Origin of the sequence: Streptomyces sp. NPDC048057 (assembly GCF_040653095.1) — a bacterium.
Taxonomy (GTDB): domain Bacteria; phylum Actinomycetota; class Actinomycetes; order Streptomycetales; family Streptomycetaceae; genus Streptomyces.
The window spans coordinates 182,041-204,584 of the sequence record NZ_JBEZNF010000016.1 but is presented as its reverse complement, the minus strand read 5'-3'; the positions used below and the strand labels follow the sequence as shown (position 1 = coordinate 204,584).

Below are 22,544 nucleotides of genomic sequence, written 5' to 3'. Positions count from 1 at the left end.
CCCTGACAGCGACTGACTGTGTTCCGGCTCACACCCCTCACTCCGTGCGTCCCCGCCCCGTGGCTGCATCTGCCGTGTGCACGGGTCTTTGCGCGGTCATCGTGCGTGGTCATCGCGGGGCGCTGGAGGGACTCGCCGTCTTCCTGCGGGCGCGTGGGCCGCGGCGCTGGTGGAGGGCAGCTCCACCCGTATCAGCAACGCATCCGAGGAGCCCCGCACCGGCTCAGAAACCAGACAAGAGGCCGTTCTCCCCCTATGCGCTCCCGAGCGGGCGCAGGACAATCCCCGGTACCGATTCCCCGCCGTTGCGGCGAAGTCCATCCATGCACGCACCGGCGCGCCCCGGCGCCCGGGAGCGAGGCCGCACCGTCGTGGCCGCTCCCGCCGCCGGGCCGCCCCCGCGTGACCGGAGGTGTCTCATGACCACCAGCCACGAGGTTTCCATCCCGGTCCTCGGCAGCGACGGAGGTGGCCGGCTGTACGAGCAGATCGAGGAGCTCCGCGCCGCCGGGCCCGCCGTGCGGGTCCGGCTGCCCCAGGACGTCATCGCTTGGTCCGTCACGCGCGGCGACGTCGTCAGGCGGCTGGTCACCCATCCCGATGTCACCAGGGACGCCCGTGGCGTCTGGGCCGGTTACCAGCCAGGCGCCGTCCCCTGGCTCTTCCCCTGGGTCGACGCCCGCTCCATGGCCACCTCCGAAGGGCCCGAGCACACCCGGTTACGGAGGATGGTCGGGCCCGCGTTCACACCGCGACGCATGGAGTCGCTGCGGCCCTCGATCGAGTCCGTCGTCACCGACCTCCTGGATGGTCTGGAGGACCTGGAGGACGGCGCGGCAGTGGATCTGCGGGAGCACTTCGCACACGGTGTGCCGACCCGTGTGATCTGCGATCTCTTCGGTGTCCCCGAGGAGCAGCGCCCCGCCATGCTCTCCGTCGTCGATGCGGTCCTGGCCACCGATGTCCCCCCGGGGGAGTCGGAGGGGATCAGGAGCGAGCTGAACACCGTCATGCACCGCCTCGTGGAGGCGAAGCGGCGGGAGCCCGGCGATGACATGACCAGTCTGCTGCTCACCGCCCATGAAGGGGACCGGCTGACCGAGGCGGAGCTGATCTCCACCCTGATCCTGATGATCGGCGCCGGGAGCCAGACCACGATCGCGCTGATCGGGAGCGCCGTCCGGGCGCTCCTCACCCACCGTCAGCAGCTGAGCGCGACCCTGGCCGAGCCCACCCGCTGGGCCGATGTCATCGAGGAGACCCTGCGGCTCCATCCGCCGGTCGTCCATCTTCCGTTGCGGTTCGCGGTCCGTGACATCGATCTCGGCGAGGGCGTCACCGTGGCGGCCGGGGAGGCCATCCTCATCGGGTTCGGGGCGCACGGCCGGGACCCGTCGTTCCACGACACCGCGCACGGCTTCGACATCGACCGCGTGGACAGGGACCATCTGGCGTTCGGGTACGGCGTCCACTACTGCCTCGGCGCCCCGCTCGCCCGGCTGGAGGCCGCCGTCGCGCTGCCCGCCCTGTTCGACCGGTTCCCGGACGTCGTGCTTGCGGACGAGGGGAACACCCCTGACCCGCAGTCGTCGTTCATCGGCAACGACGTCCTCGCCCTGCCCGTCCTCCTGCGGCCCGCCGGGCGTGCGGCCCGGTGAGCCGACCGCTCCGGTGAAAGCGGACCGTCTGTCCCCCGTGGGCGGGCGGTTCACCCGGTCATGCGGGTGGCCGTCGATGACGACATCACCGCGGTCAGCCGCTGCCGCAGCATCGACCTGCCCACCACCGCCAAGAAGTGGCGCGGCCCGGCCGCCCGTCCACCGTGCCCGCCCCGTACGACCTCACGCATCCCCGCCCGGCGAAGCCACCCGTAGCGATGCGAAGTGCGACAAGCACCCCGTCAGCGCCAGCTCGAACGCCGTGTTCGCGCGCGGCCCCGCCGGCCCCGACAGCGCCCGCGCCAGCCACGGCGTCGCCGACTCGTCCGGCAGCACCCACATGGGCTCCGGCGCCGCCATGTCGAGCGCCGAGCCCAGGATCAGGTTCTCCAGCGCGATGATCACCTTCATCACGTCGTCGACGGCGAACCCCGCGTCCAGCAGCACCCGAACCGCCCGCTCGTAGTGCTCCAGCACCCGCGGCGCCCGTACCGGGGAGGCCATCAGCAGCGGGATGGCCCGCGGGTGCGCCGCGAACGCCGCGCGGTACGAGCGGGCCCAGCCCGCCAGGGCGTCCTCCCACGCGGGCGCCCCCAGCGCACCCGGGTCGATCGCCTCGCAGACCCGTTCCCGCAGCAGCTCGACGATCCCGTCCCGCCCGTCCACGTGGTGGTACAGCGAAGCCGTCTGCACCCCGAGCCGCCGCGCCACCTGCACCAGCGTGAACTCGCCCTTCTCGTCGACCAGTTCCAGCGCGGCCGTGGCGATGCGCTCGCGATCTATCAGCGGTGTCCGCGGCCGTCCCATTCGTCCGATCCCCCTGTACGTCTTCCCGGATCCTCCGTCGGAGGCTACATTGCGGAAAACCGAATGCCGTTAGGTTTCCGTTCACCTCCGCCGAAAGGGCTTCCGCAGGTCCGGTTCACCCGTCTCCACCCTTCGCCAGGAAGGCTCCACCCGCATGTCAGAAACCTCTCCAGGGCTGAGAAGGGGCACCCTCGGGACCACCGACATCGCCTTCTTCGTCGTCTCCGCCGCGGCCCCGCTCACCGTGATGGCGGGCGTCGCGCCCATCGCCCTCACGCTCGGCGGCCTCGGCGCCCCGGCCGGCTACGTCCTCGCCGGCATCACCCTGGCGATCTTCTCCGTCGGCTTCACGACGATGAGCCGCCACGTCCGCAGCGGCGGCGCCTTCTACGCGTACATCACCCGCGGCCTCGGCCCCGTCGCCGGCATCGGCGCCGCGCTGCTGGCGCTGATCGGCTACAACGGCATGGAGATCGGCATCTTCGGGCTCCTCGGCTCGGCCACCGCCGACACCGGCGCGGCCCTGTGGGGCGTCGACATCCCCTGGCTGCCCGTCTCCCTCGCCGGGATCCTGCTCATCTGGTACGGCGGCTTCCGCTCCGTCGACTTCGGCGCCAAGGTCCTCGGCGTCCTGCTCGTCGCCGAGACCGGGATCCTGCTGCTGCTCGCCGGCGGCGTGCTCGTCGAGGGCGGGGCGAACGGCCTGGACCTCGCGCCCTTCGCGCCGTCCAACGTCCTGGTCCCCGGCACCGCCGCGGTACTCGCCTTCGCGTTCGCCGCGTTCACCGGCTTCGAGTCGACCGTGATCTACCGGCGCGAGGCCCGCGACCCGGCCCGCACGGTCCCGCGCGCCACCTACGCCGCCGTCGCGTTCCTCGGGATCTTCTACGCGTTCATCGTGTGGACCGTCATCCAGGCGTTCGGCAACGACCAGGTCGTCCGCGCCGCCACCGACGACCCCGGCGGGCTCTTCTTCGCCGCCATCACCACGTACGTCGGGAGCTGGGCCGCCGACCTGATGCACGTCTTCATCGTGACCAGCATCGTCGCCTCGCTGCTCGCCTTCCACAACGCGATCAACCGCTACGCCCTCGCGCTCTCCGAGGAGGGCGTGCTGCCGAAGGCCTTCGGCCGGGTCCACCCGCGCCACCGCTCCCCGTACGTCGCGGGCATCGCCCAGAGCGTGCTGGGCGCGGTCATCGTGCTCGGCTTCGCCGCGGCCGGCGCCGACCCGTACACCCAACTCCTGCTCTGGGTGAACACCCCGGGCATGGTCGGGCTGATGGCGTTGATGCTGCTCGCCGCGATCGCGGTGCCGTGCTACTTCCGGCGCGTGCGGCACGACGAGGGCGCGCTGCGGACCGTCGTCGCGCCGGTGCTGGCCGCGGTGCTGCTCGCCGTGGCGATCTATCTGATCGCGACCAAGGTCCACCTCTTCACCGGGGCGTCCACCCTGGTCAACACCGTGCTCCTGGCGCTCGTCCCGACCGTCTTCGCCATCGGCGCCCTGCTGGCGCTCTGGCTCAAGCGGCGACGGCCCGAGGTGTACGAGGGGTTCGCCGCGGAGCCGACGGAGCAGGCCCCCACGGCTGACGTCGTCGCGCCGCGCGACTTCGACCACCCAACGACAAGGAAGGCAACGCACCGTGCCAGCAGCTGACATCGTCCTGACCGGGGCCGCGGTCCGCACCCTCGACCCCGCCCGGCCGCACGCCACCGTCGTGGCCGTCGCCGGCGGCCGGATCGCGGCCGTCGGCGACGAGGCGGACGTACGGGACTGGCGCGGACCCGGCACCGAGACGGTCGACCTCGCCGGCGCCACCCTCGTCCCGGGGCTCACCGACGCCCACAGCCACCCCGTGTGGGGCCTGGACCTGGCGTCGGGTGCGGACCTCACCGCCGTCACGGACCTGGAGGGGCTACGGGCCGCGCTGCGCGACGCCGAACGGCGCGACGGATGGGTGCTGGCCTGGGGACTCGACCACAACGCCTTCGGCGGACGCGACATCCACCACGACCTCGTCGAGGACGTCCTGGCCGGCGCCCCCGCCTTCGTCCGGCTCTACGACGGCCACTCCGCCCTGGTCAGCGCCGCGGCGCTACGGGCCGCCGGCGTCGACGGGCCGCGCACCTTCGCCCAGCGGGCCAGCGTGGTCTGCGACGCGGCCGGCCGCCCGACCGGCCACCTCGTCGAACACGCCGCCATGGACCTCGTCGCGCAGGTCGTCCCGCGCGCCCCCGCCGCCGAACGCGGCGCCCGACTGCTCGACCTGCTGTCGCAGATGGCCGCGACCGGGCTCACCGCGGCGCACGTGATGGACCTCGGCGGGGACGCCCTGGAACTGCTCGCCGCCGTCGAGGACTCCGCCGACCTGCCCGTACGGCTGCGGCTCGCACCCTGGTGCATGCCCGGCGCGGGGGAGGGGGAGTTGGCGGAGCTGATCGCCCTCCAGCGCGAGCACGGCCGGGACTGGCGCGTCGGCGGCGTGAAGTTCTTCATGGACGGCACCGTCGAAGGCGGTACGGCCTGGTTGGAGCACGCCGACTGCCACGGCCAGGGCACGGACGCCTTCTGGCCCGACCCCGTCGCGTACAGCGCCGCCGTCCGCCGGCTGCACGAGGCGGGCGTGGCGACCGCGACCCACGCCATCGGCGACGCCGCGGTACGGCACGTGCTGGACACCGTCGAGGCGCTGGGCCCGCGCGGCGCCGGGGCTCCGGTGCACCGCATCGAGCACATCGAGACCGTGCCGGACGACCAGATCCCCCGGTTCGCCCGGCTCGGGGTCGCGGCGTCCATGCAGCCGCCGCACACCGCGTACACCCGCGCCGACCACACCGACGAGTGGTCCAAGCGACTCGGCGACGAACGGGCCTCCCGCGCCTGGCGCTACCGCGACCTGCGCGACGCCGGCGCGACGCTCGCGCTCGGCTCCGACTGGCCCATCGCCCACTACGACGTGCGCCAGGTCCTCGCCACGGCCCTGGCTCCGCGGGGCGCGGCGAGCGTCCGCGCCGGGCTGACCGGCCTGATGGCGCTGGAAGGCTGCACCACGCACGCCGCGCGCGCCGCCGGCGAGCAGGACGCGGCGGGCCGGATCGCGGTGGGCCACCGCGCCGACCTGACCGCGCTCGGCGTGGACCCGGGGACGGCCACCGCGGACGAACTCACCGAAGCCCCGGTCCCGCTGACCGTCACTTCGGGCCGCATCACCCACCGCGGGTGACCCCGGCGCCCTCCCGGCGCCCCTGACCCCGGAGCCGCCCGCAATCCCCCGGCGGGCGGCTCCGGCCTTCCCTCCCACGGCTGCGGGAAAATCACTTGAGCGGTGCCGACGCTGCCCGGTAACGTCCCGTGACATGTGTGGTGTAGCAGCAGCCTCTTCCGCCGCGACGCGGACCCGCCGCTCCTAGCGGCGGACCCCCTCTCCTCCTTCGGGACCCCCGCCGCTCTCGTGCGTACGCGCCGAGCGGCCCTCTGTGCTGCCCGGCTGACTTCGAAGCCGCGGAGACACCTCCTTGCACTCGCACCACCCCGGTCGGCATGAACTCGGCCAGAACTTCCTGATCGACCGGCACACCATCGACGCCTTCACCGAACTCGTGAGGCGCACCCACGGGCCCATCATCGAGATCGGCACCGGAGACGGCGCCCTGACGCTGCCGCTCCAGGGGCTCGGCCGCGACCTCACCGGGATCGAGATCGACGGCCGGCGCGCCGCGAAGCTGCGCAGCCGCACCGACCGCTCCACCACCATCGTGACGGCGGACTTCCTGCGCTACCGGACCCCGACGACCCCGCACGTGCTCGTCGGCAACCTGCCCTTCCACGAGACGACGACGATGCTCCGCCGCATCCTGCGCTCCTCGGGGTGGACCGACGCCGTGCTCCTGGTGCAGTGGGAGGTCGCCCGGCGCCGGGCCGGCGTCGGCGGCGCGACGATGATGACGGCCCAGTGGTGGCCGTGGTACGCCTTCCGCCTCGAACGCCGGGTCCCCGCCGCCGCGTTCCGCCCCCGGCCGAACGTCGACGGCGGCCTGCTGACCGTCGCCCGCCGCCCCCGCCCGCTGGTGGGCGCGGCGGACCGGCAGGACTACCAGGACCTGGTCGCCCGCGTCTTCACCGGAAAGGGCCGCGGCCTGGCGCAGATCGTCGCCCGCGCCGCCCCCGAACTCCCGCGGCGCCACGTCCAGGAGTGGCTGCGCACCCATCGGATCGCCGCGACCGCGCTGCCGAAGCAGCTCACCGCGGAGGAGTGGGCCGACCTCCACGCCCGGTGCGCGCTCCAGCGCCGCTGACCCGGCCGACCAACTCGCCGCGGCGCAGCACCACCACGCATCCGCAGGGCGCGGAGCAGTACTCCACCACGCCCTCGGAGGTGCGGTGCGCGGACCGCAGCGCCCAGTCGCCACCACCGCCGGGCGCCCAACAGTACGGACAACAGTCCCCGGCGGCGGCGACGACGACGGGCGGGGTGGCGGGCGCGGGCGGTACGGTGCCGCCGCGCCCGTACACCGCCGCCGCGCTCGCCACCACGATCAGCAGCACCGCCGCCGCCTCCCGCGCACTCAGCACCTCCCCGAGCACCAGGGCCCCCACCACCGCCCCCACGGCCGGACTCAGCGCCAGCAACACCCCGAACGTCCGCACCCCCACCCGCCGCAGCACCACCATGTCCAGCGTGTACGGCACCAGCGACGACAACACCGCGACGAGCGCCCCCACGGCCAGCACCTGCGGATGCGCCACGACCTGGTGCCCCCCGGTCGCCGCGGCCACCGGCGCCAACAGGCACGCCCCGACGGCAAGGGCCAGCGCCAGCCCCGTCGCGTCGTCAAACCCCCGCCCCACCCGATGACTCAGCACGACGTACGCCCCCCGACACACCGCTGCCCCCGCGCCCCACAGCAGCCCCACCCACGCCAGGTCGGCCCCCGGCGCCGTCAACAAGAACACCCCACCCGTCGCCGCAGCGACCACGGCCAGATCCCTTGGCCGTCGCGACAGCGCAGCCGCCAGCGCCAACGGCCCCAGCAACTCCACCGCGGACGCCACCCCGATCGGAAGGTGCGCGATCGCCTGGAAGTACAGGGCGTTCATCAGCGCGATGACCGCCCCGAAGGAAATGACGGCCCGCCACTGCGCCCCGTCCAACTCCCGCGGCCGGGGCCGGACGACCGCGCAGATCACCGCCGCCGAGATCACCAGCCGCAGCCCGGCCAGCGCTACCGGCCCGACCTGCCCGTACACCCCCTTCGCGACGGCCGCCCCGAGCTGAAGGCTCAACATCTGCCCCAGCACGAGCAACACGGGCAGCCGCGCGTTTCGACTGTCGGTGACCAACGACCTCACCCCCCTTCCGGCCGACACGACGGGGACCGGTCCGGGGCCACGATGAGGTAATGCCCATATGCAGTTCAACCATTACAAGGCGAGGCGCCCCGGCCCGACGCTGCACCCCCGACCACTCGCCCACCCGGCGAGACTCCGAGCGGTGACGAAGCCGGGCCTGCCTGCGTCATGTGCTGTGCTTCGCCCGACTGGCTCGGCTGCTGAGCATCCCCGCGAGCGCGGGGCCGACCGTACCGGCACCCCGTGCGGGTGGTGCGCGATGGGAACACCTCCGCGGGCGCGGGGTCGACTCTTGTTGACCTGGGGTTCTTTCAGAGGGTGACGCAGATTTCGTTTAGTTGGAACGCGGGGGCACGGCTACAGGCCGAGCATGCGTGAGGGAAATCAGGCACCGCTGTGGTCGTCATCACCGAAGAACCTTCAGAGGCAGGCATGAGGCCATATGACGCGCCAGACCACCCCTCGTCGCGGAATGGTCGAACAGCATCGCCATCGTTCCCCACGCCGCCGATCCCCGCCCAGCACGCCATGGACCCTTGGAAGCCCCGTGCTTTGCCCCCGACGGGTGGAACAGGGTGGCTCCTACTCGGGGATGGCCAGCGCGTCCGCGAGCCCGTCGCGGCCGGGGGTGTCGCGTGGCAGCGTCCGGTACAGCGCAGTCGCTCGTGTCCGCGTGAGCCCGGTTCGGTAGGGCTCGGGCAGCTCGCCGAACGCCTGGGATGCGATGCGTGCCGCAGCCTCGCGCTCGCCGTCTTGAGCCCGGCACGATGCCTCGTCGATGGCGATGAGCGCCCGCGTCATCACGGATGGGGACCGCGAGAGCGTGAGCGCCGCTGCCTGAGTTTCGTAGGCCCGGCGGGTCTCCCCGAGGTGGGTGAGGGCCTGGGAGAGGTGCACGTGGTGCTTCTGCATGGGGTAGCCGAACCAGGTGTCCGTACGTTGCTGCGGAGTCAGCTGCTCGGCGGCCCGCTCCACTTCCGCGACCGCAGTGAGCGCGCGTTCCCTGTCGCCGCTGACCGCGTGCGCCCGTGCGGCGACGGCCGCCGCCAACGCGCCCGCGGGGCTTGGTTGGGAGCCTGCGAGGTTGCGAGCCTTGTCCGCGAGCTTGGCCGCCGCCGGCGCCGCGCCGAAGTTCAGCGGCACCATGGCTTCCCTGGCCAGGACCCATGCGTGCAACTGGTGGTCTCCGGACCTTTCGGCTGCACGAGTTGCGGTGGCGCTCCACCCGTGAGATTCGCGATGGTGCCCGAGGTCGTGCAGGACGATGGCGACCATTCCGGCCATCTGCGCCGTGACGTGCGCGAGGGCCGCTCGGTTCCGGTCGGTCTGCGGGCGGTCGAGCAGGGGGCGCAGCTCATCGAACTCGGCGATCAGATCGCCCAGGACGGCGACGGGTGCTTGGCCGTGGTAGCCGTGGCCGTAGCGTTCGGCGGTGGACTGCCATCGGTCGAGGTCGGTGGCGTGGTCGGTGGCGGCGAGTGCCGCGTCGATGTCGGTGCGGGTGGTCGTGAGTGCGGCGGCGAGCCCGGGACCGGCCAGTCCGGCCACGAGCGCGCCACGCAGGATGTCGCGGCGCTTCACTGGGTCCTCTTCTTCCTCAGGATGGGGGACGGGGAGTGGGGCCCCGGTCTCCCATGGACGTGCCGCCAAGCCTAAGTAGGCGCCGGGGATTTGGAGCCCGTCGCAGATGCGCTCCAGAACGGGGAGCGACGTGACGGTCCCGTCTCCGCGCGCCATCTTGCTGACGCGCTCCGGGCGGATGTCGCACGCTTCGGCGATCTTGTTGTAGCTGATACCGCCTTCGTCGTGGGCGAGCGCGAAGACGGCTCCGACGTCCCGTCGCGCCAGCGCCCCCCGGACTCGCGGATCGTTCCGCAGCTCGCTGGGCAGTGCAGCCGGTGACACTGGTCGCTGCATTCTCGCTCCCTGGCTGAACAGCAGTACCCACACCATGTGTACCCCCAAGCGAGGGGCCGCACCGTGTGGTTACCGCACCTTCCGACCTGACCTTGACTGGTCCAACGAGCTGATCGGTGGGAAGGAGCGCAGCCGTGGTCAGTGCGGGCAAGGGCGCGGAAGCCACGCGGCAGATCGCCGAGATGGGCATGGAGCCTGTCTGGCTGGAGCGACCCCGGCGTGCGGATGACGTAGACGTAGGAGCCTCCCTCTGCAACCTGGCCGGGCTCGGGGTGTGCCAACTGGATGGAGTCGACGCGATGCAACGTACTGGCGACCACCGCCGCGCGGGAGGTTCCCCGCCGGGTGCCGAACTCGGCCCGGCGCACGAGCGCGAAGTGGTCAGACCGTCCAACGAGGCGCAGTCCGCGATGACGATTCGGGTGTATCGCGTCGGTGTGGACGGTACGCGGTGGCCGGTGGAGCGGGAGGTCAGTGTGGTTGCGGGGAAGGACGTGCCGGCCGAGCCGATGAAGTTCCCGCCGTGCACCTGCCCGCGCTGTGCGCGGAGGGTCTGGTGAGCCCGCGCGTGAGTCTGGTGGACGTCACCCGTGACGTGCGCCTGGCGGGTGCGGTGTGTCTGAGCCGGCCGCCGAGCGCTGCTGTTGAAGCGCTCCGGGATCGGTTGCGGGCGCACATCGCGATGCTGGTCGTACCTGCTGAGGAGTACGGGCGCAGTCTGAGCGGGGAGTGGTACGGGCAGCACGTGCTGACCTGTGTCGCGAGTGCGAGGAAGGCGGCGATCGGGGTCGAGCCCGGCATACGCATTGATGAGGAACTGCTGCTTCTGGCCGAGTACGTCAAGACGCTGCTCATGTACACGGGGCGTAAGCCGCGGCACAGCGCCTGAACTCCGTGTGCCGGCGCACGGGCAAGGGACCAACGCGTCGGCACACGGGTCCAACCGGCCCCGGCCCTGCTTTCCGATCCCCCGCGACAGGGCCGGGGCCACCCACCCACAGGAGCACCACATGCTCACCCTGATCCCCGTCAGCGCAGCCAAGCTGACCGCGACCGACGTCACGACATGCGAGGCGTGCTGGCGCCAACCCGTCACCACGATTCGCACCGCACCCGGCGTCCGGGACCTGCTGTGCGACACCTGCGCCACAGAAGGCAACCCCGTACGCGTCGAACTCTTCCCGCCCCTCGGGATCTACCGCCTCACCGAACGCCAGCTGGAAGCGGGTAAGCACGGGAAGCCCACGCCGCAGATGCCGCCGGACCCCGGCCCGCATCCGCCCCGACCGGCACCCACCCCAACGCCCGGTGTACCCCCGGTGTAGGAGACGCGCCGGCGGTCATCAGGAGGTGGCTGCATCGGGCGACCGTGGCGTTCCAGGCTTAGTTCGGCGGCTGTTCGAGCTGCGGAGAGGCCCCCGCTGAAGCGGGGACGACGACCACCGCCTTGTCCTGCTCTGCTTCGAGGAAGGAACACCCCCATACACGTAGCAAACGCAACCACTCCCTCCCACAGCCCAAGACCATGCTGTAATGCCCGTATGCAGTTCAACCATTACGGCGGAGAGGCCGCCCAACTCGCTGTAGATCTGGTGAACAGCTCAGCGCTCTGGACCCCGGACGAACTGGAACGGCTCCTGGTGCGGCGTCGGCTGGCGCCGGGGCTGCCCGACGTGGATGAGATCGCGGGCGCTTGGGAATGGCGCGAACGGTTGGCGGGCTGTTTCGGGGCGCAGCCGCTGGAGCAGCGGTGCGGCATCATCAACGACCTGCTTGATGAGGCTGCGAGTCGGCCGTACATCTCGCTGCACAAGGGGCCGCCGCATCTGCACTACACGGCGGAGTCGGCTGGGCGGCCGGCGAGGCTTCGGGCGGTGACGGCGACCGGGCTGTCGTACGTCGTCTGCTTTGCCTCGGCCGACCGGCTCGGCCGCTGTCACCGCGCGGAGTGTTCCAGGGTCTTCGTCGACACCTCACGCAACGGGCGGCGCAGTTACTGCTCGCTGCGGTGCGCCAACACGGACGCGGTTCGCAGGCACCGCGCTCAGCAGCGCGGTGCCGCGAAGCCCCTGGGGGCCTGAAGCCGGACGCGTGCTCGCCTCAGCGTCCCCAATCCTTGACTGCTTTCACAGCAGTCACTTCCGACCCTTTCCTCACTTCACTTCCCGCAGCAACCCCGTCTCCACGTCGAAGACGAATCCGCGAATGGAATTCTTGTGCGGTACGAAGGGGTCGACCTCGATGCGGCGGATCGACTGCCGAACGTCTTCGTCGAGATCGGTGAATGCCTCGGGGGCCCAGGGTGGGCGAATTCCCGTCTCGCCGTGGATCTCCGCCTTGAACTCGTCGTCCCTGAAGGTCTGCATGCCGCAGTCCGTGTGGTGGATGAGCATGATCCTTCGGGTGCCCAGAAGGCGCTGGCTGATCGACAGCGACCGGATCGCGTCCTCCGTCACCTCGCCGCCCGCATTGCGGATGACGTGCGCATCTCCCTCCCGCAGGCCCAGCATCGAGAAGATGTCGAGCCGCGCGTCCATGCACGCGACGACGGCCAGTCGGCGCGCCGGCGGGAGCGCCAACTGGCCGCCGAAGGAAGCGGCATATGCCTCGTTGTTCACCAGTGATTCATCGATGACGGACATCTTTTCCTCCCGTTTTTCTTGCACTGCGGAGCGCTGAGGGGAGCCCCGCACGCGGCACTTTTCTCCGCCCTGGAAGAAAACGTACCCACCCCAAATTCGAACACAGGAGAACGTGGCAGATATACGCCACGGGTGCGTCGCCACCGCCGGGCGTGTACCCGCCAACGGTCGAAAGGTCAACTGGTGTAGACCTCTTGTGCGGTGCGGAATGGCCGGATACGTTTCTCCCCGCAGATCACTGGTTAGCCCGATGAAACGTCACTTCTGTTGGTTCGGTTAGGTATCAGAGGAGTTGCGTCCATGGTGAAAAGGTTCGGAGTCCTCGTTGCGGCGCTCGCCGCCAGCGCCGGTCTCGTCCTCAGTGCCGCGCCCAGCGCGTCGGCGACCGGCGGCTTCTACGTCCGCAGCCATCACTCCAGCTACGCCGACTGCGACGCGGCCGGCAAGGCGGGTGCGCACTTGTGGGGGCAGATCTACTTCTGCAAGCCCTTCCCGCCGAAGCCCAGCGTCTACGAGCTGTGGGCCCGCTAGCCAGCGGAGCCGGCCGCTGACAGGAGCCGATCCTCCCGTCGAGCCCCCACTCTCCCCGTCGTTCACGAGCCGCCCTCCGCCCACCCCGCGGAGGGCGGCTCACGCGCGTCGGCCCCGGGTGCCCCTCCCCGTCCCGGCCGCGCTCGCGGGCGGACGCCTCGCTCTCGGCGAGTGACGAAGCGCGACGCCTTCAGGGCCGGGTCGAGGGGGAGGCGGTGGTGCCGGTGCGGGAACGGTTGGCGCGGATCTCGTCGTGGTGCTCGGCCGCCCAGCCGATCAACTGCCTGACGATGTCGTTCAGGCCACCGCCGAGCGGGGCGAGCGCGTACTCGACGCGCGGGGGCACCTCGGCGTAGGCGGTACGGCTGATCAACCCGTCCTCGGTGAGTTGGCGAAGGGTGCGGGTCAGCATGCGCTGGGAGATGCCCGGGATCTGGCGCTGCAAGTCCGTGTAGCGCATCGGGCCGCCCTCCAGGACGGCGATGACCAGCATGCTCCACTTGTCGCCCACCCGGTCGAGCACCTGGCGGATGAAGTCCATGTGATCGACGGGGATGCTCGCGCACGGCCCGACCGAAGCTGCCATCCCGATATCCGCGCTGTCCTGCATGGCGTCCCTTCCTCTCCGTCGCGCACACCGATGTGCCTTTTGTGTCGCCTTCCATGCTGGCTCATAGTGGCGTTACGAACAAACAGTAGGAATTGGAGGTCAGGCCATGAAGGTAGAGATCTGCCAGGTCTGGGACGAGGCCCGTCCGCCCGTTCTCGGTGCCGAGGGCGACGCGGCGGTCTGCGGCCCGGACGGCTGCGCTGTCACCGTCGACCACGCCGCCCACACGTCCGACCCGCACGCCTGATCCACATCCCTGATCCACGCGCCGGCCGGGCAGCCGATCTCGGCGTGCCCCGGCGGCCACCACACGGAAGAGGTCCCACTGTGCCCACTCTCGCCATCGTCGGCGCCGGCCCCGGCATGGGCCTGGCCATCGCCCGCACCTTCGGCAGTCGCGGCTTCGACGTCGCCCTGATCGCCCGCACCAAGGAGAAGCTGGAAACGCTGGTCGCCCAGCTCGGTCGGGAGGACATCACGGCCGCCGCGTTCCCCGCCGACATCCTCGACCGCGCCTCACTCACCGACGCCCTGGACGCGGCCAGGGCCCGCTTCGGCTCGATCGACGTGCTGGAGTACTCGCCGGCCCCGCACTCCCCGGTGCCCGGCCTCACCCTGGCCGCTCCCTCGGAGGTCACGGTGGACAACCTGCAGCCGATGATCGAGTACGGCTTCTACGGCGCCGTCGCGGCAACCCGGGCCGTACTGCCCGCCATGCGCGAGGCGGGCGCCGGGACCCTGCTGTTCACCACCGGTGGTGGTTCCGTGGACCCGGTGCCGATGTTCGGCAACGCCAACGCGGCCCAGGCGGCCCTGCGCAACTGGGTGATCAACCTGAACAAGGAGCTGGCCGGCAGCGGTGTGCACGCCGCCCATGTAGCGATCAACGTCTGGATCGGCGGGGGCGGCCCGGAAGGCGGCCCGGCGGCCACGCCCGAGCAGATCGCCCCCCTGTACTGGGACCTGTACGAAGACCGCAACCGCTCCGAGGTCGTCTTCGACGCCTGATCGGCCAACCGGCCAACCGGCCAACCGGCCAACCGTTCAACTCGCCCCGTACGCGCACTCCAGCGCCCTCGCGTCACCACACTCCCCCCCCAAATACGAATCTCAGATTCGTGTTAGTTAGAGTCGGTGCCGTGCGGATGACCAAAGGCACCGATCTCGCCCTTCGCATCGCCATGCGCCTCGCAGTGCTCGGCGATGACGACGGCGCGCCCACGACCCGAGACGTCGCCGACGCCGTCGGCGTCCCCTACAGCCACGCCGCGAAGGTCGTGACCCGCCTCCAACGCCTCGGCGTCGTCGAGGCCCGCCGCGGCCGGGGCGGCGGCCTCGTCCTCACCGCCGAGGGCCGCACCGGCTCGCTGGGGCGGATCGTGCGGGAGCTGGAGGGCGCCGGCGACGTCGTGGGCTGCGAGGACGACCCGCCGTGCCCGCTGCGCTCCGCCTGTCGGCTGCGCGGGGTGCTGCGCCAGGCGCAGGAGGCGTTCTACGCCGTGCTCGACCCGTACACCGTCGACGCGTTGGTCGCCGATCCCACCGGTCCCGTCCTCCTCGGCCTCCCCCTCGGGCCGCCTCCCGGCTCCCGGCCCGATCCGCGCGCCCCTGGCGCCGTCCGGCCGGAGCCCTGACCGCCGCGCACCCACCCCGGGGCGCGGCGCACCACCCACCCGTCACCCACCCCACCAGGAGTTCGACGATGCTGTCCGAAACGTCGGCCGCCACCATCCGCGCCTCGCTGCCCGCCGTCGGCGGTGCCATCGGCGCGATCACGAAGTGCTTCTACGGCAGGCTCTTCGTCGCCCACCCCGAGCTGCTGCGCGACCTGTTCAACCGCGGCAACCAGGCCAACGGCGAGCAGCAGCAGGCCCTCGCCGGATCCATAGCCGCCTTCGCGTCCGCCCTCGTCGCCCACCCCGACGTACGGCCCGACGCCATGCTGGAGCGCATCGCCCACAAGCACGCCTCGCTCGGCGTCACCCGCGACCAGTACGCCATCGTGCACCGGCACCTCTTCGCCGCGATCGTCGAAGTCCTCGGCGACGCCGTCACCGACGAGGTGGCCGCGGCCTGGGACGAGGTGTACTGGCTGATGGCGAACGCGCTGATCGCCATCGAGGCCCGGCTGTACGACGCGGCCGGCGCCGCCCCCGGCGCCACCCTGCGCCCGTACGACGTCGTCGCCCGCCACCGCGAGACCGACGACGTCACCACCTTCGTCGTCCGCCCCGCCGACGGCACGCCCGCCCCCGCGTTCCGCGCCGGGCAGTACGTCTCCGTCCAGGTCGAACTCGCCGACGGGGCCCGTCAGATACGTCAGTACAGCCTCTCCGGAGCCCCCGGCCGGGACCTCCAGTTCACCGTCAGGCGCGTCGCCGCGACCGTCGACGGCGACCCGGCCGGCGAGGTCTCCCAGCACCTCCACGACCACGCCCACGAGGGCACCGCGCTGCTCGTCTCCGCCCCCTTCGGGGACGTCCAGCTCGACGAGGGCGCCGGCCCGCTGCTGCTGGCCTCCGCCGGCATCGGCTGCACCCCCATGATCGGGATGCTCTCCCACCTGGCCGCCGCGGGCTCGCACCGCCGTGTCACCGCGGTGCACGCCGACGTCAACCAGTCATCCCACGCCTTCCGCGCGGAGCTGGACCGGCTCGTCGCCAAGCTCCCGCAGGCCGAGAGCCACGTCTGGTACGAGTCCCCCGAAGGGGACTGGCCCGCGCACCGCACCGGCCGCGCCGACCTCACCCTCCTCTCCGAGCAGCCCGGCATCGAGCTGGCGCCGGACACCACGGCGTACCTCTGCGGCCCGCTGCCCTTCCTGCGCGCCGTCCGCACCCAGCTCATCGAACGCGGCCTCGCCCCCGCCGCGATCCGCTACGAGGTCTTCGGCCCCGACCTGTGGCAGGCCGAGCGCTGACCCCAACCGACCCCAGGGTTACGGTCCGTCGGGGCCCAGCTCCTCGCCCCGGCCGAACGCCTCCGCGTACCCTTCGGCGCCCAGTCGGGCCCGTGCGCCCGCGCTGACGCGGTCCACGTCGCCCCGCTCGCCGAGGGGGAGCGGCACCCCCACCGAGGCGCGCGCCCGGGCCGCGGCGCCCAGGAGTTCGGCCGCGTGCACGGCGCGGCCGGACGCCAACTGGGCCCCGGCCAGCCCTTCCAGGGCCAGCGCCACCGCCCGCGGATCGCCGGCGGCCCGCGCCGCGACCAGCCCCTGCTGCTGGAGCTGCCGGGCCTTCGCCGACTCGCCCCGCGCCTCGGCGACGAACCCCAACTCGGCCAGGATCAGCGAAGGCACGCCCGGCTCGTACCGCTGCTCGCGGTGCAGCCGCAGCACCGCCTCCAGGTGTTCCTCGGCCGCCGCGAGCCGGCCTTCCCTGCGGGCGCCCATCCCCAACCCGATCTCGGCGTACTGCTCGCCGAAGGCGTCGGACTGCTCGACGGCCATGCGCCGCGCCCGCTCGTGGTACTCCCTGGCCTGCGCCAGGTCCCCGGTGAGCAGGGCGATCCGGCCGAGCCCGGAGAGCTGGAACGACACCTCCGGCCACAGGCCCAGGTCCTCCGCGATCCGCAGCCCGTCCCGGTACAGCCGACCCGCGAGCGGATAGTCCCCCACCACCTCGGCGTGCGTCTGCAAGGGCACCATCGCCTGCAACTGCCCCCATCCGTCGCCCAGGTCGCGGAAGATCGCCAGGCTCCGCTCGCCCTGCTCGCGCACCGCGTCGAAGTCGCCCCGCAGCTTGGCCTGGAACGCCCGGCTCGCCAGCGCCGCCGCGGTGCCCCACGCGTCCCCGAGGGCACGGAAGGTCATCAGCGCCCGGAGGACCAGGTCCCGGCTGGGCGCCAGGTCCTTCACGCCGTAGAGGTTGGAGCCCACGTACCACCGGGCCCTGGCCAGCCCTGCCGGGTCGTCGACGTGTTCGTACGGCTCAAGGGCCGCCCCGTACTCCGCCAGCGGATCGCTGCTGCCGCCGAGCGCCAGCCGCATCCCGCCGAGCCAGGCCCTGGCCGCCGCCACCTGCACCTGGCCCCGCCCCGAGGGCGCCAGCGCGAGCGCCTGCGTCAAGGAGCGCTCCGCCTCGCCGTACCGGCCGCGCAGCCGCCAGTACCAGGCGAGCGCGTTCACCAGGCGCAGGGCCCGCACCGCGTCCCCGGCCTCGACGGCGCCCTCCAGGGCGGTGCGGAAGTTGGCGCTCTCGGCGTCCAACAGCCGCAGCCAGCGCCGCTGCTCGGGACCCCGCAGATGGGGCTCTGCGCGCTCCGCGAGCGCGGCGTAGTGGTCCCGGTGGCGCAGCCGCAGCTCCGCCGACTCGTCACGTTCGCGCAGCTGCTCGACGCAGTACGCCGCCACGGACTCCCACAGGCGGTAGCGCGGCCCGTCCGGGGTGTCGGTCACCACCACGAGCGACGCCTCCACCAGCCGGCCCAGCAGGTCGAGCACCTGCGCCCGGTCCACTCCGGCCGTGGGGCACACCTCCTCGGCGGCGGCCAGGGTGCAGCCGTCCGCGTGCACCGCGAGCCGCCGCAGCACCACCTGCTCCGCGTCCCCCAACAGCCCCCAGCTCCAGTCGATCACCGCCCGCAGGGTGCGCTGCCGCGCGGGCGCGCCCCGTACCCCGGAGGCCAACAGGTGGAAGCGGTCGTCCAGTCGGGCGGCGAGTGCGGCCACCCCCAGCACCCGCACCCGCGTCGCGGCCATCTCCAGCGCGAGCGGTATGCCGTCCAGCCGTCGGCAGATCGCCGCCACGGCCTCCGTGTGGGTCGCGTCCAGCGCGACGTGCGGGGCGGCGGCCCGCGCCCGGGCCGTGAACAGCTCCTGGGCGTCCCGCCCGGCCAGCGGCTCCACCTCGTGCAGCCACTCGCCGTGGACCTGGAGCGGCACCTGGCCGGTCGCCAGCACGGTCAGCGAATCCGTCGTCGACAACAGGTCCGCCACCAACGCGGCCACGGGCTCCACCACGTGCTCGCAGTTGTCGAGGACCAGCAGCGTCGGCCGCTCGCCCAGCGCCTGCGCCACCCGGTCCGTCAGCGACGGCGGCTCGGCGGCGGCCGTCGGTGCGACGTCGTCCCGTACGCCGAGCACCCCGGCGACCAGCTCCAGCACCTCCGGCGCCGCCGCAGTGCGTACGGGGGCGAGCGCGGCGAACTCCACCAGCCGCACCCCGCCGGGGAACGCCCCGCCCAGCCGGGCCGCCACCGCCAGCGCGAGCTGCGTCTTGCCGACGCCGCCGGGGCCGGTGAGCGTGACGAGCCGGCGCCCGGTCACGGCCGCCGCCAACTCCCTCAGCGCCCCGTCCCGGCCGATCAGTTCGGTCAGCGCGGCACGGGGCACGTTCGACGGCGGACGGGCCGCGGTCGTGGCCGGCGACGGTACGGCGGTGAGCGCCGGGTCCTGCGCCAGGACCGCCCGGTGCAGCGCGGTCAGCTCCGGGCTCGGGTCCACCCCCAGGCGGTCGGCCAGCACCTCGCGTGCCTCGGCGTAACTGCGCAGCGCAGCGCCCTGCCGCCCGGCCAGGTACAGCGCCCGTACGTGCGCGGTGCGCAGCCGCTCCCGCAGCGGATGGAGCGCCACCAGGTCGCCCAGGTCGTCGGCGACCAGCGCGTGTTCACCCAGCTCCAGCCGGGCCTGCGCCTGCTCCTCCAGCGCGGTCAGCCGCTGCTCCTCCAGGGAGGCGGCGGCGACGCGGGTGAACTCCTCGTCGGCGAAGTCGGCGTACGCGGGCCCCCGCCACAGCGCCAACGCGTCCGCGAGCAGCGCGGTGCGGGTGCGCGGGTCGGCGGCGGCCCGGGCGCGCTCCACGAGCCGTTGGAAGCGGTCGGCGTCCACCGCGTCGTCGTCGACGAGGAGTTGGTAGCCGGGGGAGCGGGCGGCGAGCAGCGCGCGACCACCGGGCTCGGCGCCCTCCAAGGCGCGGCGCAGGTGCCAGACCTTGTTCTGGAGGGCGGCGGCGGGCCGGCCCGGCGGCCGCGCGCCCCACAGGTCGTCCACGAGCCGGTCCGCGGACACCGGCCGGTCCCGGTGCACCAAGAGGCCGGCGAGCAGGGCGCGGACCTTCCGTTCGGGCACCCGGACCGGTCGCCCGGCGGCGGTCCACACGCCCAAGGGCCCGAGCACTCCAAAACGCATGCGAGCACGCTAACCGAGCAGTGCCACCGGTCGCACGGGCGTTCCACGCCGGTACCCGGGGGTGGCGAGAGGTGACCGAGAGCGGACCGAGAGCGCCGCCGCGCACCGTGGAGCCGCGGCGGTCGCCGGGCCCGTACGCCCCTCTTCGGACAGCTCCGCCCTCCTCTCCCCGTCCGCCCGCACCCGCACCAGCCCGGCGCATCCGCGCGCCACGGAAAGGAACTCCATGTCGTCCACCGCATCCCCGGGCGCGGCCCCGCAGAAGGCCGGCGCCCGGGAATGGGCCGGGCTCGCCGTCCTCGCGCTGCCCACCCTGCTGCTCTCGCTCGACCAGAGCGTGCTCTTCCTGGCGCTGCCGCACCTCGCGGAATCCCTCGCCCCCACCGGCACCCAGACCCTGTGGATCATGGACGTGTACGGGTTCATGATGGCGGGCTTCCTGGTCACCATGGGCACCCTCGGCGACCGGATCGGGCGCCGTCGGCTGCTGATGATCGGCGCCACCGCCGTCGGCGCCGCGTCGCTGCTGGCCGCGTTCTCCACCAGCGCGGAGATGCTGATCGTCACCCGGGCCCTGCTCGGCGTCGCCGCGGCCACCCTGATGCCGTCCACGCTCGCCCTGATCGGAAACATGTTCCGGGACCCGCACCAGCGCGGCCGGGCCATCGCGGTGTGGGCGAGCTGCTTCATGGGCGGCACCGCGCTCGGCCCCGTCGTCGGCGGGGTGCTGCTGGAGTACTTCTGGTGGGGCTCGGTCTTCGTCCTCGGGGTGCCCGTGATGGTGGTCCTCCTCATCGCCGCGCCGCTGGTGCTGCCCGAGTACCGGGACGAGGGCGCCGGCCGGATCGACGCCCTGAGCGTCGCGCTCTCCCTCGCCGCGATCCTGCCGGTGATCTACGGACTGAAGGAGACCGCCCGCAGCGGCTGGGAGCCGCAGGCCGCGGTCGCCGTGGCGCTCGGGCTCGTCTTCGGAGTCCTCTTCGTCCTGCGCCAGCGCCGGCTCGCGCACCCGCTGTTGGACCTCGCGCTGTTCCGGCACGCCGCGTTCACCTCGTGGCTGCTGATCCTGCTGCTCTCGATGGCCACGATGAGCGGGGTGTACTTCTTCGTCACCGGCTACATGCAGATGGTCGCCGGGCTGTCGCCGTTCGAGGCGGGGCTGTGGATGGTGCCGTCCGCGCTGATGTCCGTCGTCGCCGCGACCCTCGCGCCCACGCTGGTGCGCCACCTGCCGATGGGCGTGGTCGTCGGCGCCGGCCTCGGCCTCGCCGCCGTGGGCTACCTGGTGCTCGCCTTCGTCGACCCGGTGGGTGGACTGCCGCTGCTGATCACCGGCTTCGTCGTCAGCTTCTTCGGTACGGGGCCGATCGGCGCGCTCGGCACCAACCTGGTCGTCAGCTCCGCCCCGCCGGAGAAGGGCGGCTCGGCCGCGTCCCTGTCGGAGACCAGCGGCGAGTTCGGCGTCTCCTTCGGCCTCGCGGCCTTCGGCAGCCTCGGTGCCGCGCTGTACCGGGGCGGCGTCGAGGTGCCCGACGGGGTGACGGGGGAGGACGCGGAGGCCGTACGCGGCAGCGTCGAGGGCGCGTTGGCCGTGGCGGGCACGCTCCCGGCGGACCTCGGCGACCAGGTGCTCGCCGCGGCGCGTGAGGCGTACACCGGCGGGCTGACCGCGGTGGCGGTGGCCTGCGCGGTGCTGGCGGCCGTCACCGGCGTGGCCACGGTGACCGCGCTGCGGAACGTCGGGGCCCAGCGCCCGGAGGCCACCAACTCCGACTCCGAGTCCGAGCTCCAGCCCGACGCGATCGCCCGCTGAATCCTTCCTGAAAAGATCCTCCACCTCATGCAGTTTCTATAGAGAAATCATCTGTCGTGAGTTTCCATCGGGCCGGTCGAGCGAGGTGCGGATGCGCTCGGGCTGCGCGCACGGGATCGAACGGGTGCGAAGGAAGGGGATCGTGGAATCCATGTGGACGTACGAACACACCATCGTCACCACGGCGTCACCCGAGGCGGTGTGGGGGTCTTGTGCCGACCCGGCCGTCTGGCCCGAATGGGACGAGGAGATACGGGAGTTGCAGCTCGACGGGCCGTTCGGCGCCGGGGTGACCGGGACGATGCACCTGTACGGGCTGCCGCCGCTCGCCTTCGCCGTCACCGAGGCGACGGAGCGCCGGGGGCTGAGCACCGAGACCGCCCTGGAGGACGGCACGGTCATCCGCTTCGTCCACCGCCTCACCGACCGGGCCGACGGCGGCACGCGCATCGTGCACCGGGTGGAGTTGGAGGGCCCGTCCGCGGGGGACCCGCTGGGCGGCGAGGTCACCGGACCGGTGCCCGCCGCGATGCGCAGGCTCGGCGCGGTCGCGGCGGCGCGCGGCAGGTGAGCGCGGGTGTCGCCGCGCAGGGGAGCCCCCCCCACGACCCGGTGGTCGTCGGGGGCTTCTCGGCGTCCGCGCGCCGCGCGCCGCGAGGACCGCGGGCAGTACTCCCAGCAGCCCGGCCGCCGCCATGGCGGACCCGATCCACAGCGGCGAAGTGAGCCCCAGCCCCGCGTCGATGGCGAGCCCGCCGGCCCACGGGCCCAGCATCACGCCCACGTTGACCGCGGACGCGCTCGCCGTGTTCACCAACGGGCCCGTGTTGGACACCTGGACGACCCGTGCGCTCATCGCGGGGCTCAGCGGCAGCCCGATCAGGCCGAGCACCGCGACCGCCGCCAGGGTCACCGCCCGGTCCTCGGCGACCAGCGCGAACGCCGCGAGCACGAGCGCGACCGCCGCGAGGCCGTAGCCGAGCATCGGCATCATGAAGCGGCCCGTGTACCGGCCCATGACCGCCTTCCCGACGATCCGCTTCCCTTTCCCGTGTAGATGATTCCCGCAAATGATTCCCTTGTGGA

Annotated in this window: 22 protein-coding genes; 16 read left to right on the top strand and 6 right to left on the bottom strand. The window is 72.7% G+C overall.

The window, feature by feature from the left end; translation table 11 throughout:
- Positions 1 to 419: 419 nt before the first annotated feature.
- Positions 420 to 1,658 carry a cytochrome P450 gene (locus tag AB0E05_RS20715; protein WP_361965464.1) on the top strand — a complete coding sequence of 413 codons (1,239 nt, stop codon included), beginning with the start codon at positions 420 to 422 and terminating at the stop codon, positions 1,656 to 1,658.
- Between the two features lie 183 nt (positions 1,659 to 1,841).
- On the opposite strand, the gene AB0E05_RS20710 is transcribed toward AB0E05_RS20715, so the two are convergent.
- On the bottom strand, positions 1,842 to 2,465 hold the full coding sequence (locus tag AB0E05_RS20710) for a TetR/AcrR family transcriptional regulator C-terminal domain-containing protein (RefSeq protein WP_361965462.1): 624 nt from the start codon (positions 2,463 to 2,465) through the stop codon (positions 1,842 to 1,844).
- Positions 2,466 to 2,619: 154 nt separating this feature from the next.
- On the opposite strand from AB0E05_RS20710, the gene AB0E05_RS20705 reads away from it, so the two are divergent.
- From AB0E05_RS20705 to erm, 3 genes are all read left to right on the top strand, one after another.
- A complete protein-coding gene (locus AB0E05_RS20705; RefSeq protein ID WP_361965460.1) occupies positions 2,620 to 4,125 on the top strand; it encodes an APC family permease in 1,506 nt (501 codons plus the stop codon).
- Entirely contained in the window at positions 4,112 to 5,692 is a 1,581-nt protein-coding gene (locus tag AB0E05_RS20700) for an amidohydrolase (protein WP_361965458.1), read from the top strand. The genes AB0E05_RS20705 and AB0E05_RS20700 overlap by 14 nt, the downstream gene beginning before the upstream one ends.
- Before the next feature lie 292 nt (positions 5,693 to 5,984).
- Entirely contained in the window at positions 5,985 to 6,764 is a 780-nt protein-coding gene (gene erm, locus AB0E05_RS20695) for a 23S ribosomal RNA methyltransferase Erm (protein WP_361965456.1), read from the top strand.
- Here the strand turns inward: erm and AB0E05_RS20690 are convergent.
- Together AB0E05_RS20690 and AB0E05_RS20685 are read right to left on the bottom strand one after the other, a co-directional pair.
- Positions 6,709 to 7,755: an EamA family transporter gene (locus tag AB0E05_RS20690; protein ID WP_361965455.1), complete on the bottom strand. Its 1,047-nt coding sequence runs from the start codon at positions 7,753 to 7,755 to the stop codon at positions 6,709 to 6,711. The genes erm and AB0E05_RS20690 overlap by 56 nt on opposite strands.
- A gap of 645 nt (positions 7,756 to 8,400) precedes the next feature.
- Entirely contained in the window at positions 8,401 to 9,735 is a 1,335-nt protein-coding gene (locus AB0E05_RS20685) for a hypothetical protein (protein ID WP_361965453.1), read from the bottom strand.
- 134 nt (positions 9,736 to 9,869) lie between these two features.
- Here AB0E05_RS20685 and AB0E05_RS20680 point away from each other — a divergent pair, with 134 nt between their 5' ends.
- From AB0E05_RS20680 to AB0E05_RS20665, 4 genes are all read left to right on the top strand, one after another.
- Positions 9,870 to 10,295, top strand: a complete 426-nt coding sequence (locus tag AB0E05_RS20680) for a hypothetical protein (protein ID WP_361965451.1) — start codon at positions 9,870 to 9,872, stop codon at positions 10,293 to 10,295.
- Positions 10,292 to 10,624, top strand: coding sequence for a hypothetical protein (locus tag AB0E05_RS20675; RefSeq protein ID WP_361965449.1), 333 nt, complete (start codon positions 10,292 to 10,294; stop codon positions 10,622 to 10,624). Before AB0E05_RS20680 ends, AB0E05_RS20675 begins: the two co-directional genes overlap by 4 nt.
- A 121-nt stretch (positions 10,625 to 10,745) precedes the next feature.
- Positions 10,746 to 11,060: a hypothetical protein gene (locus tag AB0E05_RS20670; RefSeq protein ID WP_361965447.1), complete on the top strand. Its 315-nt coding sequence runs from the start codon at positions 10,746 to 10,748 to the stop codon at positions 11,058 to 11,060.
- A gap of 216 nt (positions 11,061 to 11,276) precedes the next feature.
- Positions 11,277 to 11,816, top strand: a complete 540-nt coding sequence (locus AB0E05_RS20665) for a CGNR zinc finger domain-containing protein (RefSeq protein WP_361965445.1) — start codon at positions 11,277 to 11,279, stop codon at positions 11,814 to 11,816.
- Positions 11,817 to 11,888: 72 nt separating this feature from the next.
- Here the strand turns inward: AB0E05_RS20665 and AB0E05_RS20660 are convergent, their stop codons facing one another.
- A complete protein-coding gene (locus AB0E05_RS20660) occupies positions 11,889 to 12,377 on the bottom strand; it encodes a carbonic anhydrase (protein ID WP_361965443.1) in 489 nt (162 codons plus the stop codon).
- A gap of 300 nt (positions 12,378 to 12,677) precedes the next feature.
- On the opposite strand from AB0E05_RS20660, the gene AB0E05_RS20655 reads away from it, so the two are divergent.
- The gene (locus AB0E05_RS20655) at positions 12,678 to 12,908 is read left to right on the top strand and encodes a hypothetical protein (protein ID WP_361965441.1); all 231 of its coding nucleotides are present in this window, start codon (positions 12,678 to 12,680) and stop codon (positions 12,906 to 12,908) included.
- Positions 12,909 to 13,098: 190 nt separating this feature from the next.
- Here the strand turns inward: AB0E05_RS20655 and AB0E05_RS20650 are convergent, their stop codons facing one another.
- Positions 13,099 to 13,494, bottom strand: coding sequence for a helix-turn-helix domain-containing protein (locus AB0E05_RS20650; protein WP_361965439.1), 396 nt, complete (start codon positions 13,492 to 13,494; stop codon positions 13,099 to 13,101).
- Positions 13,495 to 13,624: 130 nt separating this feature from the next.
- Between AB0E05_RS20650 and AB0E05_RS20645 the strand changes: the two genes are divergently transcribed.
- The 4 genes from AB0E05_RS20645 (at position 13,625) to AB0E05_RS20630 (ending at position 16,438) form a co-directional block, all read left to right on the top strand.
- A complete protein-coding gene (locus tag AB0E05_RS20645) occupies positions 13,625 to 13,765 on the top strand; it encodes a hypothetical protein (RefSeq protein ID WP_361965437.1) in 141 nt (46 codons plus the stop codon).
- An 80-nt stretch (positions 13,766 to 13,845) separates the two neighbouring features.
- Entirely contained in the window at positions 13,846 to 14,526 is a 681-nt protein-coding gene (locus AB0E05_RS20640) for an SDR family NAD(P)-dependent oxidoreductase (RefSeq protein ID WP_361965435.1), read from the top strand.
- A 131-nt stretch (positions 14,527 to 14,657) separates the two neighbouring features.
- Positions 14,658 to 15,152: an Rrf2 family transcriptional regulator gene (locus AB0E05_RS20635; RefSeq protein ID WP_361965433.1), complete on the top strand. Its 495-nt coding sequence runs from the start codon at positions 14,658 to 14,660 to the stop codon at positions 15,150 to 15,152.
- A 68-nt stretch (positions 15,153 to 15,220) separates the two neighbouring features.
- Positions 15,221 to 16,438 carry a globin domain-containing protein gene (locus AB0E05_RS20630; protein WP_361965431.1) on the top strand — a complete coding sequence of 406 codons (1,218 nt, stop codon included), beginning with the start codon at positions 15,221 to 15,223 and terminating at the stop codon, positions 16,436 to 16,438.
- An 18-nt stretch (positions 16,439 to 16,456) separates the two neighbouring features.
- Here AB0E05_RS20630 and AB0E05_RS20625 read toward each other — a convergent pair whose 3' ends face one another.
- Positions 16,457 to 19,645 (bottom strand): BTAD domain-containing putative transcriptional regulator, encoded by a 3,189-nt coding sequence (locus AB0E05_RS20625; RefSeq protein WP_361965429.1) that lies wholly within the window; start codon positions 19,643 to 19,645, stop codon positions 16,457 to 16,459.
- 226 nt (positions 19,646 to 19,871) lie between these two features.
- Between AB0E05_RS20625 and AB0E05_RS20620 the strand changes: the two genes are divergently transcribed.
- The 3 genes from AB0E05_RS20620 to AB0E05_RS20610 all read left to right on the top strand — a co-directional run bounded on the left by AB0E05_RS20620 (position 19,872) and on the right by AB0E05_RS20610 (position 22,435).
- Complete coding sequence (locus AB0E05_RS20620) at positions 19,872 to 21,458, top strand: MFS transporter (protein WP_361965427.1); 1,587 nt, start codon at positions 19,872 to 19,874, stop codon at positions 21,456 to 21,458.
- A gap of 151 nt (positions 21,459 to 21,609) precedes the next feature.
- Complete coding sequence (locus AB0E05_RS20615; protein WP_361965490.1) at positions 21,610 to 22,029, top strand: SRPBCC family protein; 420 nt, start codon at positions 21,610 to 21,612, stop codon at positions 22,027 to 22,029.
- A gap of 151 nt (positions 22,030 to 22,180) precedes the next feature.
- Positions 22,181 to 22,435, top strand: coding sequence for a hypothetical protein (locus AB0E05_RS20610; RefSeq protein WP_361965425.1), 255 nt, complete (start codon positions 22,181 to 22,183; stop codon positions 22,433 to 22,435).
- Positions 22,436 to 22,544: the final 109 nt, after the last annotated feature.

What these genes read in the sequence shown, in the direction of transcription:
- AB0E05_RS20650 (WP_361965439.1), bottom strand. Translation starts at nt 13,494, where the DNA reads ATGGCAGCTTCGGTCGGGCCGTGCGCGAGCATCCCCGTCGATCACATG.
- AB0E05_RS20620 (WP_361965427.1), top strand. Translation starts at nt 19,872, where the DNA reads ATGTCGTCCACCGCATCCCCGGGCGCGGCCCCGCAGAAGGCCGGCGCC.
- AB0E05_RS20685 (WP_361965453.1), bottom strand. Translation starts at nt 9,735, where the DNA reads ATGCAGCGACCAGTGTCACCGGCTGCACTGCCCAGCGAGCTGCGGAAC.
- AB0E05_RS20690 (WP_361965455.1), bottom strand. Translation starts at nt 7,755, where the DNA reads ATGTTGAGCCTTCAGCTCGGGGCGGCCGTCGCGAAGGGGGTGTACGGG.
- AB0E05_RS20615 (WP_361965490.1), top strand. Translation starts at nt 21,610, where the DNA reads ATGTGGACGTACGAACACACCATCGTCACCACGGCGTCACCCGAGGCG.
- AB0E05_RS20630 (WP_361965431.1), top strand. Translation starts at nt 15,221, where the DNA reads ATGCTGTCCGAAACGTCGGCCGCCACCATCCGCGCCTCGCTGCCCGCC.
- AB0E05_RS20655 (WP_361965441.1), top strand. Translation starts at nt 12,678, where the DNA reads ATGGTGAAAAGGTTCGGAGTCCTCGTTGCGGCGCTCGCCGCCAGCGCC.
- AB0E05_RS20660 (WP_361965443.1), bottom strand. Translation starts at nt 12,377, where the DNA reads ATGTCCGTCATCGATGAATCACTGGTGAACAACGAGGCATATGCCGCT.
- AB0E05_RS20715 (WP_361965464.1), top strand. Translation starts at nt 420, where the DNA reads ATGACCACCAGCCACGAGGTTTCCATCCCGGTCCTCGGCAGCGACGGA.
- AB0E05_RS20705 (WP_361965460.1), top strand. Translation starts at nt 2,620, where the DNA reads ATGTCAGAAACCTCTCCAGGGCTGAGAAGGGGCACCCTCGGGACCACC.
- AB0E05_RS20665 (WP_361965445.1), top strand. Translation starts at nt 11,277, where the DNA reads ATGCAGTTCAACCATTACGGCGGAGAGGCCGCCCAACTCGCTGTAGAT.
- AB0E05_RS20625 (WP_361965429.1), bottom strand. Translation starts at nt 19,645, where the DNA reads ATGCGTTTTGGAGTGCTCGGGCCCTTGGGCGTGTGGACCGCCGCCGGG.
- AB0E05_RS20645 (WP_361965437.1), top strand. Translation starts at nt 13,625, where the DNA reads ATGAAGGTAGAGATCTGCCAGGTCTGGGACGAGGCCCGTCCGCCCGTT.
- AB0E05_RS20670 (WP_361965447.1), top strand. Translation starts at nt 10,746, where the DNA reads ATGCTCACCCTGATCCCCGTCAGCGCAGCCAAGCTGACCGCGACCGAC.
- AB0E05_RS20710 (WP_361965462.1), bottom strand. Translation starts at nt 2,465, where the DNA reads ATGGGACGGCCGCGGACACCGCTGATAGATCGCGAGCGCATCGCCACG.